The sequence below is a fragment of the Pedobacter duraquae genome (assembly GCF_004362245.1).
GTDB lineage: Bacteria > Bacteroidota > Bacteroidia > Sphingobacteriales > Sphingobacteriaceae > Pedobacter > Pedobacter duraquae.
In genome coordinates, this window is the sequence record NZ_SNWM01000005.1 from 77,577 (window position 1) to 96,255 (window position 18,679).

General features: G+C 44.0%; 16 protein-coding genes and 2 tRNA genes. 12 read left to right on the forward strand and 6 right to left on the reverse strand.

What is annotated here, in order from left to right; translation table 11 throughout:
* Positions 1-51 precede the first annotated feature (51 nt).
* On the forward strand, positions 52-2,382 hold the full coding sequence (locus tag CLV32_RS18235) for a Tex family protein (RefSeq protein WP_133558229.1): 2,331 nt from the start codon (positions 52-54) through the stop codon (positions 2,380-2,382).
* On the opposite strand, the gene CLV32_RS18240 is transcribed toward CLV32_RS18235, so the two are convergent.
* The gene (locus CLV32_RS18240) at positions 2,375-2,860 is read right to left on the reverse strand and encodes an Lrp/AsnC ligand binding domain-containing protein (RefSeq protein ID WP_133558231.1); all 486 of its coding nucleotides are present in this window, start codon (positions 2,858-2,860) and stop codon (positions 2,375-2,377) included. The genes CLV32_RS18235 and CLV32_RS18240 overlap by 8 nt on opposite strands.
* Positions 2,861-3,012: 152 nt before the next feature.
* Between CLV32_RS18240 and CLV32_RS23165 the strand changes: the two genes are divergently transcribed.
* Together CLV32_RS23165 and CLV32_RS23170 are read left to right on the forward strand one after the other, a co-directional pair.
* A tRNA-Asp gene (locus CLV32_RS23165) sits at positions 3,013-3,119 on the forward strand.
* A 25-nt stretch (positions 3,120-3,144) separates the two neighbouring features.
* Positions 3,145-3,285 (forward strand) — tRNA-Asp (locus CLV32_RS23170).
* 64 nt (positions 3,286-3,349) lie between these two features.
* Here CLV32_RS23170 and CLV32_RS18245 read toward each other — a convergent pair.
* Complete coding sequence (locus CLV32_RS18245) at positions 3,350-4,663, reverse strand: amidohydrolase family protein (RefSeq protein ID WP_133558233.1); 1,314 nt, start codon at positions 4,661-4,663, stop codon at positions 3,350-3,352.
* A complete protein-coding gene (locus tag CLV32_RS18250; RefSeq protein ID WP_133558235.1) occupies positions 4,656-7,700 on the reverse strand; it encodes an amidohydrolase family protein in 3,045 nt (1,014 codons plus the stop codon). Before CLV32_RS18250 ends, CLV32_RS18245 begins: the two co-directional genes overlap by 8 nt.
* A 192-nt stretch (positions 7,701-7,892) precedes the next feature.
* Between CLV32_RS18250 and CLV32_RS18255 the strand changes: the two genes are divergently transcribed.
* The 8 genes from CLV32_RS18255 (at position 7,893) to CLV32_RS18290 (ending at position 14,112) form a co-directional block, all read left to right on the forward strand.
* Complete coding sequence (locus CLV32_RS18255) at positions 7,893-8,342, forward strand: cytochrome B (RefSeq protein WP_133558237.1); 450 nt, start codon at positions 7,893-7,895, stop codon at positions 8,340-8,342.
* Positions 8,343-8,561: 219 nt separating this feature from the next.
* Complete coding sequence (locus tag CLV32_RS18260; protein ID WP_133558238.1) at positions 8,562-9,965, forward strand: anthranilate synthase component I family protein; 1,404 nt, start codon at positions 8,562-8,564, stop codon at positions 9,963-9,965.
* Between the two features lie 10 nt (positions 9,966-9,975).
* Entirely contained in the window at positions 9,976-10,548 is a 573-nt protein-coding gene (locus tag CLV32_RS18265; RefSeq protein ID WP_133558240.1) for an anthranilate synthase component II, read from the forward strand.
* Between the two features lies 1 nt (position 10,549).
* Positions 10,550-11,341, forward strand: coding sequence for an indole-3-glycerol phosphate synthase TrpC (gene trpC / locus CLV32_RS18270; RefSeq protein ID WP_133558242.1), 792 nt, complete (start codon positions 10,550-10,552; stop codon positions 11,339-11,341).
* A gap of 22 nt (positions 11,342-11,363) precedes the next feature.
* Positions 11,364-12,557: a GTPase HflX gene (gene hflX, locus CLV32_RS18275; protein WP_133558244.1), complete on the forward strand. Its 1,194-nt coding sequence runs from the start codon at positions 11,364-11,366 to the stop codon at positions 12,555-12,557.
* Positions 12,558-12,571: 14 nt separating this feature from the next.
* Positions 12,572-12,988: a 30S ribosome-binding factor RbfA gene (gene rbfA, locus CLV32_RS18280; protein ID WP_133558245.1), complete on the forward strand. Its 417-nt coding sequence runs from the start codon at positions 12,572-12,574 to the stop codon at positions 12,986-12,988.
* A complete protein-coding gene (locus CLV32_RS18285) occupies positions 12,963-13,682 on the forward strand; it encodes a peptidoglycan DD-metalloendopeptidase family protein (RefSeq protein WP_243732352.1) in 720 nt (239 codons plus the stop codon). The genes rbfA and CLV32_RS18285 overlap by 26 nt, the downstream gene beginning before the upstream one ends.
* A 1-nt stretch (position 13,683) precedes the next feature.
* On the forward strand, positions 13,684-14,112 hold the full coding sequence (locus tag CLV32_RS18290; protein ID WP_133558246.1) for a hypothetical protein: 429 nt from the start codon (positions 13,684-13,686) through the stop codon (positions 14,110-14,112).
* Here CLV32_RS18290 and CLV32_RS18295 read toward each other — a convergent pair.
* Entirely contained in the window at positions 14,066-14,947 is an 882-nt protein-coding gene (locus CLV32_RS18295; protein WP_133558247.1) for a diacylglycerol/lipid kinase family protein, read from the reverse strand. The two genes, CLV32_RS18290 and CLV32_RS18295, sit on opposite strands and share 47 nt — an antisense overlap.
* Before the next feature lie 54 nt (positions 14,948-15,001).
* On the opposite strand from CLV32_RS18295, the gene CLV32_RS18300 reads away from it, so the two are divergent.
* Entirely contained in the window at positions 15,002-15,988 is a 987-nt protein-coding gene (locus CLV32_RS18300) for an App1 family protein (protein WP_133558248.1), read from the forward strand.
* Here CLV32_RS18300 and CLV32_RS18305 read toward each other — a convergent pair.
* Together CLV32_RS18305 and CLV32_RS18310 are read right to left on the reverse strand one after the other, a co-directional pair.
* Complete coding sequence (locus CLV32_RS18305) at positions 15,981-17,180, reverse strand: DUF1501 domain-containing protein (RefSeq protein ID WP_133558249.1); 1,200 nt, start codon at positions 17,178-17,180, stop codon at positions 15,981-15,983. The genes CLV32_RS18300 and CLV32_RS18305 overlap by 8 nt on opposite strands.
* Positions 17,181-17,197: 17 nt before the next feature.
* On the reverse strand, positions 17,198-18,628 hold the full coding sequence (locus CLV32_RS18310) for a DUF1800 domain-containing protein (protein ID WP_243732353.1): 1,431 nt from the start codon (positions 18,626-18,628) through the stop codon (positions 17,198-17,200).
* Between the last annotated feature and the right edge of the window lie 51 nt (positions 18,629-18,679).

Here is an 18,679-nt window from a genome sequence, read left to right on the forward strand (position 1 = left end):
AATCCCGTAGGCTTAACCCCCACGGGATTTTTTTATTACAAATATTTGGAAATGAGTACGCATTCAAAAATTATCGCTCAGGAATTAAAGGTTACTGAGCAGCAAATTGCCGCCACTATTGCTTTGCTGGACGAAGGGGCAACGGTACCTTTTATCTCCCGGTACAGGAAAGAAGTAACGGGCAGCTTAGACGAAGTGCAGGTTGCTGCAATCCGTGACCGTGCCCAGCAATTGAGAGAATTGGATAAGCGGAGGGAAGCGATCTTAAAGGCGCTTGCTGCCCTGGATAAGCTAACGCCCGAGTTAGAAGCGCAGATCAATGCTGCTGCAACCATCAACCTGATTGAAGATTTATACCTTCCTTATAAGCCTAAGCGTAAAACGCGGGCTTCTGAGGCGCGAAAAAAAGGTTTAGAGCCCTTAGCGCTCAAAGTTCTTGAGCAAGGTGCTGGATCGCCGGAGATTGATGCTAAACAATATTTGAATGAAGAGTTGGGTGTGCTGACAACAGCAGATGCACTTGCTGGCGCTCGTGATATTATTGCTGAGTTGATCAATGAAGATGTTACTGCGCGCACTACCATGCGTAATTACTACAAGCAGCAGGCAACATTTAAGTCTGTACTTGTTAAGGGTAAAGAAGAAGCAGGAGTAAAATACAAAGATTATTTCGACTGGTCCGAGCCCTTCAAATCAGCACCCTCGCATCGGGTACTTGCGATGCGCAGAGGTGAGCAGGAAGGTTTCCTGAAACTGGATACGTCTCCGCCTGAAGAGGGTGCCATTCAGCTTCTGGAATCCCAGTTTATTACAAGCAAGGGAGCATCTGCCGAGCAGGTTAAGCTAGCCATTGGCGATAGTTATAAACGACTGCTTGGCCCGGCAATGGAAACAGAGATCCGTGCTTTTTACAAAGAGAAAGCAGATGAGGAGGCCATTCGTGTTTTTGCAGAAAATGCACGTCAGCTACTCCTTGCTGCACCAATGGGACAGAAAAGCGTACTGGCAATAGATCCGGGCTTCAGAACTGGCTGTAAGGTAGTTTGCCTGGATCACCAGGGTAAACTACTGGAATACGCGGCGATCTTCCCGCATACCGGTCAGGGTAATGTACGGAAGGCTGCTGAAAAAATTAATGAACTGGTTAAGACACACAAGGTAGAAGCTATTGCTATCGGTAACGGAACTGCAGGCAGAGAAACGGAAGCATTTATCCGCGGATTAAAACTTCCTGATGTCCTTATTGTAATGGTGAATGAGAACGGCGCTTCGGTATATAGTGCATCGGAGGTAGCCAGGGAAGAATTTCCTACGCAGGATATTACGGTAAGAGGTGCAGTTTCTATCGGCCGCAGGCTGATGGACCCTTTGGCCGAATTGGTAAAGATCGACCCTAAGTCGATTGGCGTTGGTCAGTATCAGCATGATGTTGATCAGAATAAATTACAGGCATCGTTGGATGATACAGTAATGAGCTGTGTCAATGCGGTAGGCGTAGAATTGAATACGGCTTCGAAACAGGTACTGGCCTATGTATCTGGTTTAGGGCCACAGTTGGCACAGAATATTGTTAGTTACAGAAATGAACATGGTGCCTTTAAGAACAGAGATAGTTTAAAGAAAGTGCCGCGATTGGGTGATAAAGCATTTGAGCAGGCAGCGGGATTTTTACGAATCAGGAACTCTGAGCATGCGCTGGATGCCAGTGGTGTGCACCCGGAAAGATACAACCTGGTGAATAAGATGGCGCGCGATTTAAACTGTAGCGTTGCACAGCTGATGAAGAGTCCGGACTTGCAGAAACAGATTAACCTGCAGCAATATGTGAGTGATGAAACGGGTTTGCCAACGTTAACAGACATCCTGAAAGAGCTGGCTAAACCGGGACGTGATCCACGTGCCCAGTTCGAGGCATTCAGTTTTACAGAGGGGGTAAATGAGATTTCAGATCTGAAGATCGGCATGAAATTGCCCGGTATTGTAACTAATATCACCAATTTTGGTGCCTTTGTGGATATTGGCGTACACCAGGACGGCCTTGTCCATACCAGTCAGCTGACCAATAAGTTTGTGGCTAACCCAAATGATGTAGTTAAAGTACATCAGCAGGTAGAGGTAACTGTTACGGAGGTCGATGTGGCCCGCAAGCGGATATCATTGTCGATGAAAACTGAACAAGCGTCCAAAGCTCCGAGATCGGCAAGAGTTGCTCAGCCAAAACCTGCAGCTGCGGGACAATCAAGACATGTGAAAGGCCAGCAGCCGCAAGCGGCATTTAAAAATAAGGATAAGATGCAGTCAAAACCGAAAGCCCAGCCGGCAAAGCAGGCCGATGGGGATCTTCAGCTAAAGCTCGAAGCTTTAAAAAATATGTTTAAATAGCAGGGCCTAATTCAATCTGCCTTCTGATACTTTCCTCCAGCGAGATGAGTGTTTCTGTACGTTGAATTCCGGCCACGGCCTGAATCTCTTCGTTCAACACATGTCGCAGGTGGGAAGTATCTCTGCAAATAATCTTTGCAAACATGCTATATGCACCCGTGGTGTAATGCAACTCTACTACCTCTTTGATCTTACTCAACTGCTCAACAGCATCTTTGTATTGGATGCCTTTTTCCAGGTAAATACCCAGAAAGGCGCAGATGTCGTATCCCGCTTTTTGAGGATCAATGATCAGATGAGAACCACGAATAATTCCCATCTCGTTTAGTTTTTTCATTCTAACGTGGATTGTTCCGCCAGAAACGATGAGATCTTTAGCGATTTCAGTGTACGGCTTGGTTGCATCCTGCATAAGTTGCTTGAGAATCTCGATATCGAGGTTGTCAATTTCTAAATTTTGGCTTTCTTTTTTGAGCATCGATTTATCTTTTGTTAACTGTTTAGCTAATTTATTATAATTTTACTAAAAATAAAAATAAATGGTTAGAATATTTGCAACGTTAGGGAGGTCTTGTTACATTTGTATCAAGCAAGTAAGAAAAAAACGTTCTTTGATATTTGCTTAATCATTGTAGGGTGGTGGAACTGGCAGACGCACCTCCTTGTCTCGGTGGTGGAGAATTGGAAAACCCGTAAGGGCTAACTACTCCTTGAAGGTTCGACTCCTTCCCCTACAGCAAAGAACATTGTTCTTTTACATCCTGTTGGGTGGTGAAACTGGCAGACACACCTCCTTGTCTCGGTGGTGGGGATTATGGGATAAACACAGTTTATGGGTTGACCACAAATTAATTTTGAACTGCAGCTAACTTCCCCTTGAAGGTTCGACTCCTTCCCCAACAGCAGTTTTTTTATGAATAATAAGTTAGTTAAATTGAGCGACCCCGGATAGGGTCGCTCTTTTTATTTACTTAACTTTCAATCCATATTTTTCGCTGAATTTTCTGTCCAGTTGTTTGTGCAGGTTATCCAGGTTGATATCTCTTCCCTGAATAAATGCCTTTTCCACATTATTGGTTTTCATATCAAGTGCATCGCCTACTGAAATAAATAGGGTAGCATCTTTTCCGGCTTCCAAACTGCCTGTAGTTTTATCGACGCCTAAAACTTTTGCGGTATTCAGTGTGATGGTAGACAAAGCTTTTTCTTTGTCAAGCCCCCAAGCAGAAACAGTACCAGCCATGAAAGGCAGGTTACGTTGTTGCCAGTATCCTTCGATACTTACGACAACATTTACGCCAGCATTGGCCAATATTGCGCCATTTTTGTAAGGCATATTCACATCATCATCCAGTGATGACGGCAAAGAATGCGGTTGTTTAATAACTACTGAAATGTTGTTTTCTTTTAGGAAATCAGTAACCAGATAGGCTTCTTCGCCACCAACAATTACAGGAGTGATTCCATATTTCTTGGCAAAGTTTACTGCGGCAACGATGTCTTTCTGGCTATTGGCGGTAATGAATACCTTTTCAGAGCCATCAAAGATGTGCTTCATCGCTGCAAGCCTGGTGTTGACTACATCCGGTTTTGCTTCTGAATAAGCCTTAGCTTCTGCAAAGAAAGCATCAAGGTCTGCGATAGCAGCATTACGGCGTTCTTGCAGGGCTTCAGGATTGAAAGCTCCCATTCCACCGCGGCCACCACCAAATCCACCTCTGAAACGAGGTAATACGGGCCAGTTGATGTGCTGTGCGTCGTCAGTACGGATTACTGCATCTTCCCAGTTCCAGGCGTCTAATTGTACTACAGATGAGCTGCCTGAAATAGTACCACCTTCAGGGGTAATCTGTGCCATCAGGATACCATTGCTACGTAATGTTGCAGGTACTTTTGAATCTGTATTGTAAGCGATGAGTGATCTGATGTGCGGGTTCATGTTTCCAATTTCCTGGAAATCGAGGGTTGCTTTTACAGATTCAAACTCGGCAAGACCAAGGTTGGTTACCGGAGCGATAAAGCCTGGGTAAACATGCTTGCCTGCTGCCTTGATCTCCATAGCACCACCTTGAGGTACAGCCCCTGCGGCCGTTACGCTAACGATTTTCCCATTGCTGAACACGATCGTTCCGTTTTCTATTACTGTACCGTTACCTACGTGGATGGTAGCTCCAGTAATAGCGATAGTTTGCGTTTGCTTCTTGGCTGGTGAAATGGTAGCCTGAGCAAAAGTTACTGCGCTGAGCGTGCTTAGCGCAAGTGTTAATAAATACTTATTCATGGGAGTGACTCCTTTCTAATTCGGTAAGTTCTGCGGAATAGTCTTCCAATGTTTCGCAAGCATATAGGCGTGGTGCTTCAAATACAGGTCTCTGTGTTCTTGCTCCTCTGCTTTTGCTATCCAGCATTTTCTGGATCAACCTTGCGCGTTCGCCTTGTTGTGCTTTTCTAACGATCACGTCCTGATCAAGATCCCAGTAGGGGATACCATCTACAAATGTTTTCTCTGCCTTAGCATAGATAGACAATGGGTTTGCTGACCAGATTACAACATCTGCATCTTTACCTGCTTTGATGCTACCAACACGGTTATCAATGTGCAGCATTTTTGCTGGGTTTAACGTTACCAGTTTCAATGCTTCCTCTTCAGGAACGCCACCATATAAGACTGATTTACCAGCTTCCTGGTTTAATCTTCTGGCCATCTCCGCATCATCAGAGTTAAAGGCGGTAGTGATGCCTACGTTGTGCATGATTGCACCATTGTAAGGAATAGCTTCCTGAACCTCCATTTTGTAAGCCCACCAATCTGCAAATGTAGATCCGGCGATCCCATGAGCTTTCATTTTGTCTGCTACTTTATAGCCTTCCAGAATGTGTGTAAAGGTGTTGATCTTAAAGCCCATGCTGTCTGCAGCATGGATTAGCATGTTGATTTCAGATTGAACGTAAGAGTGACAAGTGATGAAACGTTTGTTGTTTAGGATTTCTACGATAGCATCAAGTTCCAGGTCTCTTCTTACGTTGTTACCTTTAACAGCCATGCCGGCCTGGTATTCTTTAGCGCGGGTAAACTCATCGATATAACTTTGCTCAACACCCATACGTGTTACTGGGAAACGTGCACCAGAACCGAAGTTACTTTGCTTAACATTTTCTCCGAGTGCAAACTTGATGAAACCATCGTTGCCACCAAATTTAAGTTCTTCAGCAGATTTACCCCAGCGCAATTTAATCAACTGGCTTTGTCCGCCAATCGGATTTGCCGACCCATGTAATAAGTGCGAGGTAGTTACTCCACCTGCCAGCTGGCGGTAAATGTTTACATCTTCTCCGTTAACAACATCAGCGATACGTACTTCGGCAGATGAAGACTGTGCGCCTTCGTTTACACCACCAGCGATAGCGATGTGTGAGTGCTCATCAACGATACCTGCAGTAATGTGTTTGCCTGTAGCATCTATTACTTTGGCGTTTCCTGCGGATAAACCTTTACCTACAGCTTTAATTTTTCCGCCTTCCAGCAGTACGTCTGCATTTTGCAGGATACCTTCTTTTTCATTGGTCCAAACGGTAGCATTTTTAAGTAATACAGATTCCTGAACGGGAGCTGCAGCAGTACCAAATGCTGTGAAAGGATAGATTAAAGTGCCCAGTGTAGCAAGTGCTGGTTTAGGCTCTTCTCTTCTAGGCATTTCTTTACCTGCCTCCTTAAATGAAGCGGTCCAGTGACCTTCCGTACCATCAGACAAAGCAGACTCACCTTTGAAGGTAAGCGGACTTGCTGAAGTTACATATCCACTTAAACGAACATCTCCTTTAGGGTTTTTTCTAAGGTTAAAGTTGATGCTCAACCAATCTCCACTGCGTGTAAATGTTGCTGTTACCTTTGTGCTGTCTGGTCCTGATCTTTCAATCGCTGCAGCACTTCCGCCACCGGTACCAGTAATCTTTAAGGTTAATGCGCCGATACCATCTACATTTAAGGCATAAACACCTCTCAGGTCGGTCGTGTTGATTTTATTAACTACAAAACGTTTACCCTGTACCCAGTTTTCGAATACGATATTTCCGTTTTTGAACAGGTTGTCAGAAGTAATAAGGAAGTTGGCCAGTTTGCCTTTTTCCAGGGTGCCTACTTTGTCAGATATACCGACTAAACGGGCAGGAACTTCAGTTACAGATAACAAAGCTTGTTTTTCTGTAAGACCATTGTCGATTGCAGTGCGGATATTGGTCCAGAAATCTCTGATATTATCCAATCCCGTGGTGGTGATTGCAAAGTTGATTCCAGCTTTTTCAAGTGCTGCAGGGTTTGTTGGTGCAAGTTCCCAGCCTTTCATTTGTGTTAATGACACACTTCTTGCTTCAGCAGGATCTTCTACGTCGAAAGCCTTAACAAAGGAAATCGGGATGATCAGGCTGGCACCTGTAGCCTTAACCTCAGGAATACGCTGATATTCGTCACCAGTAGTTTTGAAGATGTATTTTTTAGAGAATTCCTTGCCGATTTTGTCGGCACGCAGGATATTCTGCCATCCATCTACTTCGAAGATCTGCGACAAATTTTGTTGTTTGTTGAACTCTTCCAAAGAGATGTTGTACTCTTCTTTTTGTTTGCCATACCATTGTGCATCGTAATAGGTTTGACGCAGTAGAGCGATGGATCCCATCAATGATGTAGGGTAGTCGTTTGAAGAAGTCCCTTTACTGAAAGAATAGTTGGCTGCTGTTTGTGCGCTCAGCATGTTGTTGTTTTCAGGCTCGTCGCTCAGCGTAACTGCTGCGGAAGTTCCGCGGGCAATACCATCTCTGTTTACAACGTTAACACTACCAAAACCTGCTTTACGCATGTCGTCAGCTTTCTTGCTGTCGTTAGCGATCATACCTTTAACTTCCGTTTCAGGGCGGATGGCTTCATTCCAGTTATAAGCCCCTTTTTTTGTTGATACGAAGATCGACTGGCGACCGCCGCCACCTCCACCAAAGCCACCACCAGCACCACCGCGTGTCGCCTCAGGCAATCCGTAGGTAGTAAAAGGGTCTATTAGCGAAGGGTAAATGAATTTTCCTTTCAGGTCTATTACGACATAGCCTTTAGGTACTGCGGTGCCGGCACCTACAGATTGAATAGTTTGACCTTTAATTAGCAATGTTCCATTGCTAATGGTCTGGTTGGCACTTACCACAATGGTTGCATTTACAAAAGCAAACTGTCCGGGCCGGTTGTCATACGAACCATTTACAGGATATGTTTGTTGTGCAAATAAACATGTAGCAGAAAATGCCAACGCAAGCGTCAGTAGAATTTTCTTCATAAAATTTAGTTTAGTGCTTAAATCTATTATAAAATTCCGGATCTTTGCGTTTATATCATGTTTTTTACTGAAAATGATGGCTTTATCGCAATTTAAACTCGATTAACTGTTTAAAATGAGTATAAACTGTGTTATGTGCTGCGACTTTGTAAATTATAAGTATGTGATTAAGTATGTTTAAATAAAAATTCTATGAATCTAGGAGAAATCGTTAAAAGTGCGCATTCCGGATGGCGCTATGTAGTATTGATCATGTTATTGGGCGCTATATTTAATGCGCTCTCTGGTTACTTCGGTAAAAAACCGTATACCGAAGGCAGCAGGAAGCTGAATGTTTTCACGCTGATCAGTGCACACATTCAGCTGGTATTAGGTTTGGCTGCGTATTTTATAAATGGGTGGTATAACGTTTCATCTGCTGTTGCTATGGGCCGTTACTGGAAAATGGAGCATATCAGTATGATGATTTTCGCTATTATCCTGATCACTGTAGGAAATGCCCGCTCTAAAAAGGTGGATAGCGCGCTGATGAAACACCGTACTATTGCCTTGTATTTTACCCTGGCATTGATTATCATCATTGTGGCTATCTTCACCATGGTTAAGGCTGATCCTAGTCGTACGTACATGGGGCTTTCATAAATTTTTAAGAATTAATTTTGCATCATCAGATTTATTTATATTTTTGTTGCTCATGATCAACAATATACATACATGGCAATGGCGCGGGTTTTCTGAAAAGAGTTCCGTCGAAGCTTTGTGTACCTTATAGTTTATCAACCTAAACCAAAACCACATTATAACCCGACGTACAACACGTCGGGTTTTTTTGTTTTTACAGCAGATTATTTAACAGTTACCATGAAGAAATATAAGATTAAGACATCCTTTAAAAAGCGGCTTGCAGATACCGCAACGCCGGTAAGCATTTATTTGCGACTGCGGGATGTTTTTCCGAATACAATTTTACTGGAAAGCTCCGACTACCATAGTCGCGAGAACGCCGTAAGTTACGTCTGCGCTGATCCTGTTGCAGGGATTTTGTTAAAAGATGGTGTGCTAAGCACTTACTTTCCTGACGGCAGCACCGCTGAAAAAAATGAATTTACGCTTACCGAAGAAATTGCCCTGTTTAAGTCGGCATTTGAAACGGATACATTACCCGATAAAAGATATATCTCCAACGGCTTGTTCGGTTACTTCACCTGGAATGCAGTGCAGCATTTTGAAGACATCAAGTTTACCGCTGTAACCCCTGAGGATGAAAAGATCCCAGTAATGCAATACCATATTTACAGGTATATCATCGCAGTAGATCACTTCAGGAATGAAGTCACTTTATTCAAAAATAACTTCGACGGGACTGCTGATGAGGATCTGGCACGCATAGAATACATCATCCAGAACAAAAACTTTCCGGAATATAGCTTCGACACGCAGGGGGAAGAGCAATCTAACCTTACGGATACTGGATTTAAGGATATTGTTGAGCAGATGAAGAAGCATATCCTGCGCGGAGATGTTTTTCAGATAGTTCCTTCAAGGGCGTACAATCAGGGCTTTACCGGGGATGAGTTTAACGTATACCGATGCTTGCGCTCTATCAACCCATCACCTTACCTGTTTTATTTTGATTACGGAAACTTTAAGCTTTTCGGCTCATCGCCGGAGGCACAGATTACCATACAAAATAAGGTGGTCAATATTTACCCGATTGCGGGTACATTCAAGCGCACAGGGAATGATGAGGAGGATGCGGAGCTTGCGCGGAAGCTGGAAATGGACCCTAAGGAAAGTGCTGAGCATGTGATGTTGGTAGACCTTGCGCGTAACGACCTGAGCAGGCACTGCCGGCAGGTAGAAGTGAAGTCGTTTAAGGAGGTACAGTACTACTCGCACCTGATCCATCTGGTATCTAAGGTAAGTGGCAACCTGCAACCCGGAGCTTCAGCGATACATGTTGTTGCGGATACCTACCCCGCAGGAACGTTAAGCGGGGCGCCAAAATATAAGGCAATGCAGCTGATTGACCAATATGAAGGCCTTGGCCGTAACTTTTATGCCGGTGCAATTGGCTATATGGGATTTAACGATGAGTTTAACCATGCCATCATGATCAGAACCTTTATGAGTAAGAACAACCAGCTGCACTACCGGGCGGGAGCCGGCATTGTTGCCGACTCGGTGGCAGAGAACGAACTCAATGAAGTAAATAACAAAATTGCGGCCCTGCGTAAAGCCATTGTGATGGCTAAAGATATTTAAGCTTATAGAAATGCAAAAGAAAGTATTGGTTATAGATAACTACGATTCATTTACTTACAACCTTGTCCACCTGATCAATGAGGTGGGGCGCGAGGCTGAAGTATGGAGGAATGATAAATTTGAACTTGAAGATGTTGATCAGTTTGATCAGATACTGCTGTCGCCAGGCCCTGGAATTCCAGAAGAGGCGGGCTTGCTGCTGGAGGTGATTAAAAAATATGCGGCAACAAAAAGTATCTTTGGTGTATGTCTTGGGCAGCAGGCCATTGCCGAAGCTTTTGGTGGTACGCTGCTAAACCTTGGGCGCCCAATGCACGGCATCGCTACGCCGATCAATGTATTGGATAGTGACGAGCTATTATTTAAGGATTGCCCTGCTACCTTTGATGTTGGTCGCTATCATTCCTGGGTAGTAAATGAAGCTGGCTTGCCTGAGGTGTTGCAGGTTACTGCTACTGATGCAGATCAGCAGATTATGGCATTGAGGCATAAGACACTTGATGTGCGTGGGGTGCAGTTTCACCCGGAAAGTGTGCTTACGGCACATGGTAAACAAATGATGAAAAACTGGTTGGAGGCTTAAGATGAATATACTGGATCAAATTGTTCTAAAGAAAAAAACAGAAATTGCCTTTGCCAAATCTCAGGTAACGGTAAAGGCATTGGAGTCGGCAGCAGCATTTGACAGAACTCCCTATGTATTTAGAGATTTTTTATTGGATCCTGCACGTACTGGGATCATTGCTGAATTTAAACGGCGCTCCCCGTCAAAGGGATTAATTAATGGTGAGTCGACTGTAGAAGATGTTACCGGCGGTTATGCAGCAGCAGGAGCTTCGGCCTTGTCGGTGCTTACTGATACTGATTTTTTTGGCGGACACGAAGAAGACCTGTTGCGGGCACGGGCACATAACCAAATTCCTATTCTGCGGAAGGACTTTATGATCGACAGGTATCAGTTGCTGGAGGCCAAGGCGGCCGGGGCAGATATTGTGTTGTTGATTGCGGCAATCCTTAAGCCAGCTGAAATTGCAGATATGGCGGGTTTTGCAAAGAGCCTTGGCCTGAATGTATTGCTTGAAGTCCACAACAGGGAGGAGCTGCAGCGCAGCATTCATCCCGATCTTGATGCAATAGGGGTCAATAATAGAAATCTGGCAGATTTTACGGTAGATATTCAAACCTCCTTTGATCTGGTAGAAGAGATTCCTGCCGACTTTCTAAAGATCTCTGAGAGCGCCATCAGCAATCCTTTAACCATTAAGGAATTGAGGGCGGCAGGATTTCAGGGATTTCTGATCGGCGAGAACTTTATGAAGACTACAGATCCTGCTGCTGCCATGCGGCAGTTTGTCAGTGAACTGATCTCGGTATAACTTTTGTATCTTTGTACTATTAATGGGAAAACAAAAATATTATGATACTGCACTTAAGCCTGAACGCGCTGTTCTGGTTGGTGTAATTCGTCAGGGAGAAAAACCGGAGGAAACTAAGGAATATCTGGACGAGCTTGCTTTTCTTGTAGATACTGCCGGCGGTGTTGTTGCCAATGTTTTTACGCAAAAGATGGAAAAGCCAGACCGATCTACATTTGTGGGTACAGGTAAACTGGAGGAAATCAGGGCCTATGTACAGGCCGAGGAGATAGATATGGTCGTTTTTGACGACGAGCTGTCTCCATCACAGTTAAGAAATATTGAAAGAGAATTGCAGGTAAAGGTGCTGGATCGCAGTAACCTGATCCTGGATATATTTGCTGGTCGTGCGCAAACAGCCCAGGCTAAAACGCAGGTTGAGCTGGCGCAGCTGCAGTATCTGCTGCCGCGCCTAACACGCCTATGGACCCACCTTGAACGCCAGAAGGGTGGTATAGGTATGCGTGGTCCGGGTGAGACACAGATTGAGAGTGATAGAAGGATGATTCTGGAGAAAATCTCCTTGCTTAAATCGCGTTTGCAACTGATCGATAAACAGAATGAAACGCAGCGTAAAAACCGCGCACAACTGATCAGAGTTGCGCTAGTTGGCTATACCAACGTAGGTAAGTCTACCATCATGAACATGCTGTCGAAATCAGAGGTTTTTGCGGAGAACAAGCTTTTCGCAACGCTGGATACTACAGTGCGTAAGGTGGTGATTGAAAATCTCCCTTTTCTACTGTCAGATACAGTAGGTTTTATCCGTAAGCTGCCACATCATCTGGTAGAATGCTTTAAATCAACCTTAGATGAAGTACGTGAAGCAGATATCCTGATCCATGTAGTCGACGTATCGCATAGCAGCTTTGAGGATCAGATCAACGTAGTTAATGAGACATTGAAAGAACTCGGTGCCCGCGATAAGGAGATGATCATGGTATTCAATAAAATTGATGCCTATGTAACTCCGGAGATCGATGAGTTTAATGAGGAAGAGCCCCGTGGGTTGACACTAGACGAGTTTAAGCGGAGCTGGATGGGCCTGCACAATACGCCATCCCTGTTTATCTCGGCAACGAAAAAAGAGAATTTAGAAGAGTTTAAACAATTGTTATATGATAAGGTAAAAGCCCAGCATACGGTGCGTTACCCTTACGATCAGTTGTTGTATTAATTAGCATTAGATATATGGAAAGTAAACGTCAACAGAAATTTGCAGGACTTCTTCAGGAAGAATTAGCAGCTGTTTTCCAGAAGGAAGGGGCAGCTTATCTGCCGAATACCCTGGTAACAATCACCAAAGTGCGCGTATCTCCTGATTTAGCTGTTGCTAAGGTATATTTGAGCTTTTTAAATACCAGTAACACTACGCTATCGGTAAATACGGTAAATGCACATGCCGGAGAAATCAGGTATAAGCTTGGATCAAGAATCCGCCATCAGGCCAGGGTAGTCCCTACATTGACATTCTTTTTGGATGATACAAATGAGTATGTGGAGCACATGGATAAGATCTTTGATAAAATCTCGCGTGAGCGTAAAGACGATGAGCTCTCTGAAGATGTAGGCAGCCCGGATCATGATGACGAGGCAAAAGCAGTTTGAGAAATACCTAGCTGATCCAACGCATAGGATCTACCCTGTAGTTGATTTTGATTCGACTACAGATCGGTTATGTCCGTTGGACTTTACCAGCAATAATATCGAGTTGAATATGCAAATCCTGAGCAGTACGGAAACGTTTGGCGACTGGGTTTCGGCAAAGTTAGCAGATAGTGGTTGTCGATACGGTATCGGCGGCTACGATGAACACCGCACGATTTATTCGAGGAGTACGCATTTCGACACCGATCTTGAGCCCCGCCGCTTACATTTAGGAGTAGATATCTGGGGACCTGCGGGCAACCCGGTCTATAACTTTATGGATGCCGAAGTGCACAGCTTTAAGAATAATGACCATTTTGGCGATTACGGAGGAACGATTATCCTGAAATACCAAATGGATGAGCTGGTGGTTTATGGGCTGTACGGACATTTAAGTTTGGCTTCTTTAGACGGTTTATCCGTAGGCAAGGCAATTGCGGGAGGAACAGCTTTTGCTGTTTTTGGTGCACCTGCAGAGAATGGTAACTGGCCACCTCATTTGCATTTCCAGCTGATTTTTGATTTACAGGGCAGGACTGGAGATTATCCCGGTGTTTGTCAGTTTTCGCAGAAGGCAACCTGGTTATACAACGGTGCAGATCCCAACCTGGTATTACAGCATACATTTAATTCAACAGATGTAAATAGGGATTAATATGAAGTTGACATTCCGCTTATTTGCTTTACTGGATCTGATCTGCTTTCTATTTATGTCTGCGCAGATCTGGACTATACTCACGCTCTTTTCAGACCTCAAAACAGATACCTTTTCGATTGTGAAGGTAAGCCTCACCTTTCTGATATATTTGTCTCTGTTGGCCTCTGCAGCCGGTCAGTTTCAATTTAAGAAATATGGGATGATTGTTTATTATATCCAATTTCCTTTCAGGCTGTTCTTGCTGGTTTTTTCTATTGGATTTATCACGTTACTGCCCGAATGGCTGAACACCGGGCCTGAGTTTTTCAGCTGGTTGTTTCGGATATGTGTCGTTGCAGAGTTTTTCAGGCTGTATTATACCATTTTGTCTTATAAGCTTTTTATCCGGCCGAAACGATCATCTGGATCGCCTCAGGAACCAGTTTAGCCTCGATACTGTTTACTTTGCCCTGATATTCTCCATCTACCTGGAAATGGGCCTTATGCTTGCTTTTGATTTGTAGCTTATTCGTTTTAAAGATTTCGATAGTTTCCGGGTTGAAGGGCAGGTTGGTAAATTTGATCTTCAGGATTTCCATGATCGAATATTTCTTGATCAGGATTACTTCAAAGACGTCATCATCCAGTTTCCCGTCTGGGTTAATTTGTACGCCCGTTCCATACATTGTGGCATTGGCGATAACAACCATGGCAGCCTCTGAAGTAACTGTTTCATCGCCAGTGTGGATTTCCACTTCCATCTTATGATGCTTCCATAGTGCCTGCCATGCTGCTTTGGCATAGCCGAGCATGCCCCGCTGTGGTAGGTCATCAAATTTCTTAATGATATAGGCATTGAAACCGATATCGGCAAGGTGTATACACAATTCGTCGTTTACGATTACCGCATGAATTTTCTTTGGATTACCGGTAATGATGATATCGAGTGCTTCGTCGGGATCGTCTGGAATACCAAGCTCCCTGGCCATGCCATTGGCAGAGCCTGCGGGAATTAATCCGATCGGCGTATCGCTTTGTAGCATTGCCTCTGCAACGAGTTTCAAGGTCCCGTCACCACCAACAGCAACAACGCGGTCTGCACCGGCGTTTTTAATGGCTTTGGTTAGGTCGGCCTTGCTGCATTGTTTAGGAAGGTTGTAATAATAAACCTCATGTTCTTTGTCTTCAAAGTAGTTGGTTATGTAGTCTTTAAAGTTGAAGTCTTTGGCACCCGAACCCGGATTAATGATGAAAAGCAATTTCAAGGTTTTTGGGGTTTCCATGCAGGATTATGTATATGATCTGAAACAACTCTTAGTCTAGTCTGTTTCAATTATATGAAGAATTCTGTTAGCGTAAAAGTTTACCATGGTTACGGGCATACGCACAACATGGTTGTTTACGGGCATGTGTTCAAGCATAAGGCTTCAGCTGAGCAGGCTTACAGTAACAATTTGTTTGTAAACATACTCTATCTGCTCAGGCTTTTTATCCTAAAGCCCTATCCATTTGTTGCTGTGCGGTTACATTTCTATGGTCAATTGATTGAGCAGTGCACTGCGTACGACGGCTTTTTTAAGTTTGAATGGGAGGCCACTGAGAATGTGCCAGCAGGATGGCATGAGGTGCGCGTGGAGGCTTTGGACGAGCAAGGGCTGGTACTATCAGAATGCAATGGAAAGGTCTACGTGCCACATATTACCCAATATGGGATTATATCTGATGTTGACGATACCATCATGGTATCACACTCTGCAACAATTGGGCGGAGACTGCGCGAACTATTTATTAAGAACCCGAGAACACGTAAGACTTTTGCTGATGTACAATTGCATTATAAGCTCTTGGCTTTATCGCATACCACATCAGATCAGCCCAACCCATTCTTCTACGTGTCAAGCTCAGAGTGGAACCTGTACGATTATCTGAAAGAAACATTTCGGTTTAATGGATTACCGGAAGGTGCATTTTTGTTAAACCAGATCAAGCTTTGGACGAATTTGATCAAGACAGGTAAAACGGGTCACGAGGGTAAGTTGATTCGAGTAATGCGCATTATCGATGTGTTCCCCAATCAGCAGTTTGTGTTTTTTGGTGATAACTCCCAACAGGATCCTGTAATTTATACTAAGATAGCGGCCAAGTATCCTGGCCGCGTAGCGGCGATCTATATCCGAAATGTGGTAGCAGCCAATAAAAATCACACACTTGCCCTGCTGGCAGATGCTGCAGAAAAGGGCATTGCTACCTGTCTTTTTACCGACAGCGCGGAGGCTATTGCACATTCCAAAAAGATCGGACTGATCCCCATGTCTGTTAAATAAAATCTAAGGTATTAAAACGCTTATTTAGGATATCTGCGTTGTTTACATCGAGCCATTTATCCAGAATGGTACCGTATACCTGCCTAAAATCCACCTGATATTTCAAATCACCATTGTCCAGGTTCGCCAAATCGGGAGCATTGTTAAAGATTCCCGCTTTTTTTAGTCGCCCGCCATAAATAAACATGTTATTGGCGGTGCCGTGGTCTGTGCCGTTACTGGCATTCTGCTCAACCCTGCGGCCAAACTCCGAGAAGGTAATCACCAGGGTGTCGTCAAGCTTATTATTTTGTTTCAGGTCTTTTAAAAAGGCGCTGATTCCTTCCGAATATTGCTTCAAAAGATTTCCCTGTTGTTGATTTTGATTTACATGTGTGTCAAAACCACTCATAGACACATAATAAACTCTGGTTTTTAAACCCGATGAAATGAATTTAGAGACCGTTTTAAGCTGATTAGCAAATCCTGTTGCAGGATAAGTAAATTTCTGCTCGTAAATTTTAGAAGTATTCTGGATATAGCTTGCCGAAGAAGAAGTCTCTATCATGGTTTTGTACAGGTAGCCCAGATTATCTTCATCGAGGTGTTCCTTTTGACTGTTGATCATTTCTTTAAAGAAGGCTTCATTGGTGTTTTTGAACAAAGTAGCGGGATCTTTAAGTGCGATACCTTTTTTTGTACCGCCTTTCATAGCTAGGGAGAGACTATCGTCTACCTCTATAGCGGTATATGGGAATTTACAGGTCTGGCAATTTGAATCCAGGTAGCGGCCAATCCAGCCTGTAGATAGAAACTGATTGGAATCGCTTGCCGACTGCCAGATGTCCATTGACCTGAAGTGAGATCTATCTGGATTCGGGTAGCCTACATCGTTGATGACCGACATCCATCCCTGATCATAGATCTCGCGTAGGGCTGCCATATTTGGGTTCAAGCCTTGCATGTCGTTCAGCTTGATCACATCTTCCGGTTTGATTGCAATAGATTTGCGTTTTTGATAGTATAAGTCGCTGCCAAAAGGCACCACGGTATTTAATCCATCGTTACCCCCGGATAGTTGAATCACCACAAGGTTTTTGTAGAGGCTAAGTTCATCCAGTGCCATAGCTTCCAATGGTTTTAGAAATGCTGGAACGATGGTAGCTCCTGCTGCGGTAAATATGCTGTTTCTTAAAAAATCTCTCCTTTTCATAACGTGCTTGTTAGGGATTAGCAAAGTTGATATTCTGGCATGCTCGTAATTTCTATTGCGGCATGCTTAAGGCTCTGGCTGTTGCTTACCATCGGGGCAAACTTGGCATTAAGCTGCGGTTGGAGCAGATATGCTGCAAGTTCTGTTGGTGTAAGTGTTTTTGGGAATTCGGTCAGGAACTTATCCCAATCTGCCTGTGCATTAACATAAGAGCGTGCGGGAACAGGAGCTTTGGGTTTCTTATTCAAAGCAATCAGCGCTTCATCTTCAGGGTCTGCCTTCCCTGAGAAATCGATCACACCACCATTAAGTACCAAGGAGGGGATCTTCATGCGCAGCATTAAAGACGAGCTATCTATCCAGCTTCTGCCACCAGGCCAGCCGGCAACATTTGGTGGATTGAACAAATACTGTCCGAGGCTGCTCTGCAATTGGATCAGAACCTGTGGGCGATTGTAGGTAACATAAAATTCTCGACTTAGACCTACAATGAATTCTACTGGAGATTTAATTTTATTGCCGATATTTTCAGGTGCGTAAAACCAATCCGAAGAAAACATCTTCTGCATTACTGTGCCAATATGATATTGCTTTTGATACATGTAAGTTGCCAGTTCAGCAATATGTGTGTCGTTGGGCACATCATTAACAAAAAAGGCATATAGCTTACGAGAAAGGAAAGTTGCGGTTTTTGGATTTGCAAGGATCATATCAATGATCGCTTCCCCGTCAAAGTTGCCGGTTTTACCAAAAAATGTTTTGTCAGCGCTATCATGAATAGCGGGTTTGAATTCAAAGGCACCTTCTTTAGTATATGTCCAGCCCGTGAATGCACGTGCAGACTCTTTGATATCCTGTTCGGTATAGTTGCCACGACCAATGGTAAAAAGTTCCATAAGCTCCCTGGCGAAGTTCTCGTTAGGGTGGTTTTTACGGTTCTGCTGGTTGTTGAGGTATTGCAGCATGGCCGGCGATTTGGATACCTCCACTAACAGTGTTTTGAAGTCGCCTAAAGCATTTGTACGCTGTATATTATTGAGTTGTTGGGCATAATAAGGATCGTTAGACCGGCAGGCGAAATGCCCATGCCAAAAGAGGGTCATTTTCTCCAGAAAAGGGTCTTCAGTAGTCATCATGCGCTGAAGCCAGGCGATATTAAGGTCGCGACTCCGTTCATTCTGCAGCCTGGTGATGTTTTTACGCTGTTCCTTTTCTTCAGGAGTAAGATCTTTCTTGGCGCCCAGGGCTGCCTGCATCATCATTTGCGATCTGGAATCTTCAGTACTTACTGTATCAAGATCCTGAGGCTTGCGCTCTTTTGGAAAGAAGTTTTCCAGTGCTCTGGAGCTGTTCTTTTTGCTGAGTTTCTCCAGTTCAGTATAAGAAATCCCAAACCCAGCCCTGCTATATAGATGCTTAATCTTAAGGAAATTATCTTTTTTGTCCATGATGATCTCTTTAAGTCCTATTGGACTGTATAATAACGAAATGGTTTATTC

Bases quoted from the DNA above. Each gene is read 5' to 3' on its own strand.
- CLV32_RS18245 (WP_133558233.1), bottom strand. From the start codon at position 4,663: ATGAATAAGTATTTATTAACACTTGCGCTAAGCACGCTCAGCGCAGTA.
- CLV32_RS18235 (WP_133558229.1), top strand. From the start codon at position 52: ATGAGTACGCATTCAAAAATTATCGCTCAGGAATTAAAGGTTACTGAG.
- CLV32_RS18250 (WP_133558235.1), bottom strand. From the start codon at position 7,700: ATGAAGAAAATTCTACTGACGCTTGCGTTGGCATTTTCTGCTACATGT.
- hflX (WP_133558244.1), top strand. From the start codon at position 11,364: ATGGGAAAACAAAAATATTATGATACTGCACTTAAGCCTGAACGCGCT.
- CLV32_RS18290 (WP_133558246.1), top strand. From the start codon at position 13,684: ATGAAGTTGACATTCCGCTTATTTGCTTTACTGGATCTGATCTGCTTT.
- CLV32_RS18285 (WP_243732352.1), top strand. From the start codon at position 12,963: ATGATGACGAGGCAAAAGCAGTTTGAGAAATACCTAGCTGATCCAACG.
- rbfA (WP_133558245.1), top strand. From the start codon at position 12,572: ATGGAAAGTAAACGTCAACAGAAATTTGCAGGACTTCTTCAGGAAGAA.
- CLV32_RS18260 (WP_133558238.1), top strand. From the start codon at position 8,562: ATGAAGAAATATAAGATTAAGACATCCTTTAAAAAGCGGCTTGCAGAT.
- CLV32_RS18295 (WP_133558247.1), bottom strand. From the start codon at position 14,947: ATGGAAACCCCAAAAACCTTGAAATTGCTTTTCATCATTAATCCGGGT.
- CLV32_RS18255 (WP_133558237.1), top strand. From the start codon at position 7,893: ATGAATCTAGGAGAAATCGTTAAAAGTGCGCATTCCGGATGGCGCTAT.
- trpC (WP_133558242.1), top strand. From the start codon at position 10,550: ATGAATATACTGGATCAAATTGTTCTAAAGAAAAAAACAGAAATTGCC.
- CLV32_RS18310 (WP_243732353.1), bottom strand. From the start codon at position 18,628: ATGGACAAAAAAGATAATTTCCTTAAGATTAAGCATCTATATAGCAGG.
- CLV32_RS18265 (WP_133558240.1), top strand. From the start codon at position 9,976: ATGCAAAAGAAAGTATTGGTTATAGATAACTACGATTCATTTACTTAC.
- CLV32_RS18300 (WP_133558248.1), top strand. From the start codon at position 15,002: ATGAAGAATTCTGTTAGCGTAAAAGTTTACCATGGTTACGGGCATACG.
- CLV32_RS18305 (WP_133558249.1), bottom strand. From the start codon at position 17,180: ATGAAAAGGAGAGATTTTTTAAGAAACAGCATATTTACCGCAGCAGGA.
- CLV32_RS18240 (WP_133558231.1), bottom strand. From the start codon at position 2,860: ATGCTCAAAAAAGAAAGCCAAAATTTAGAAATTGACAACCTCGATATC.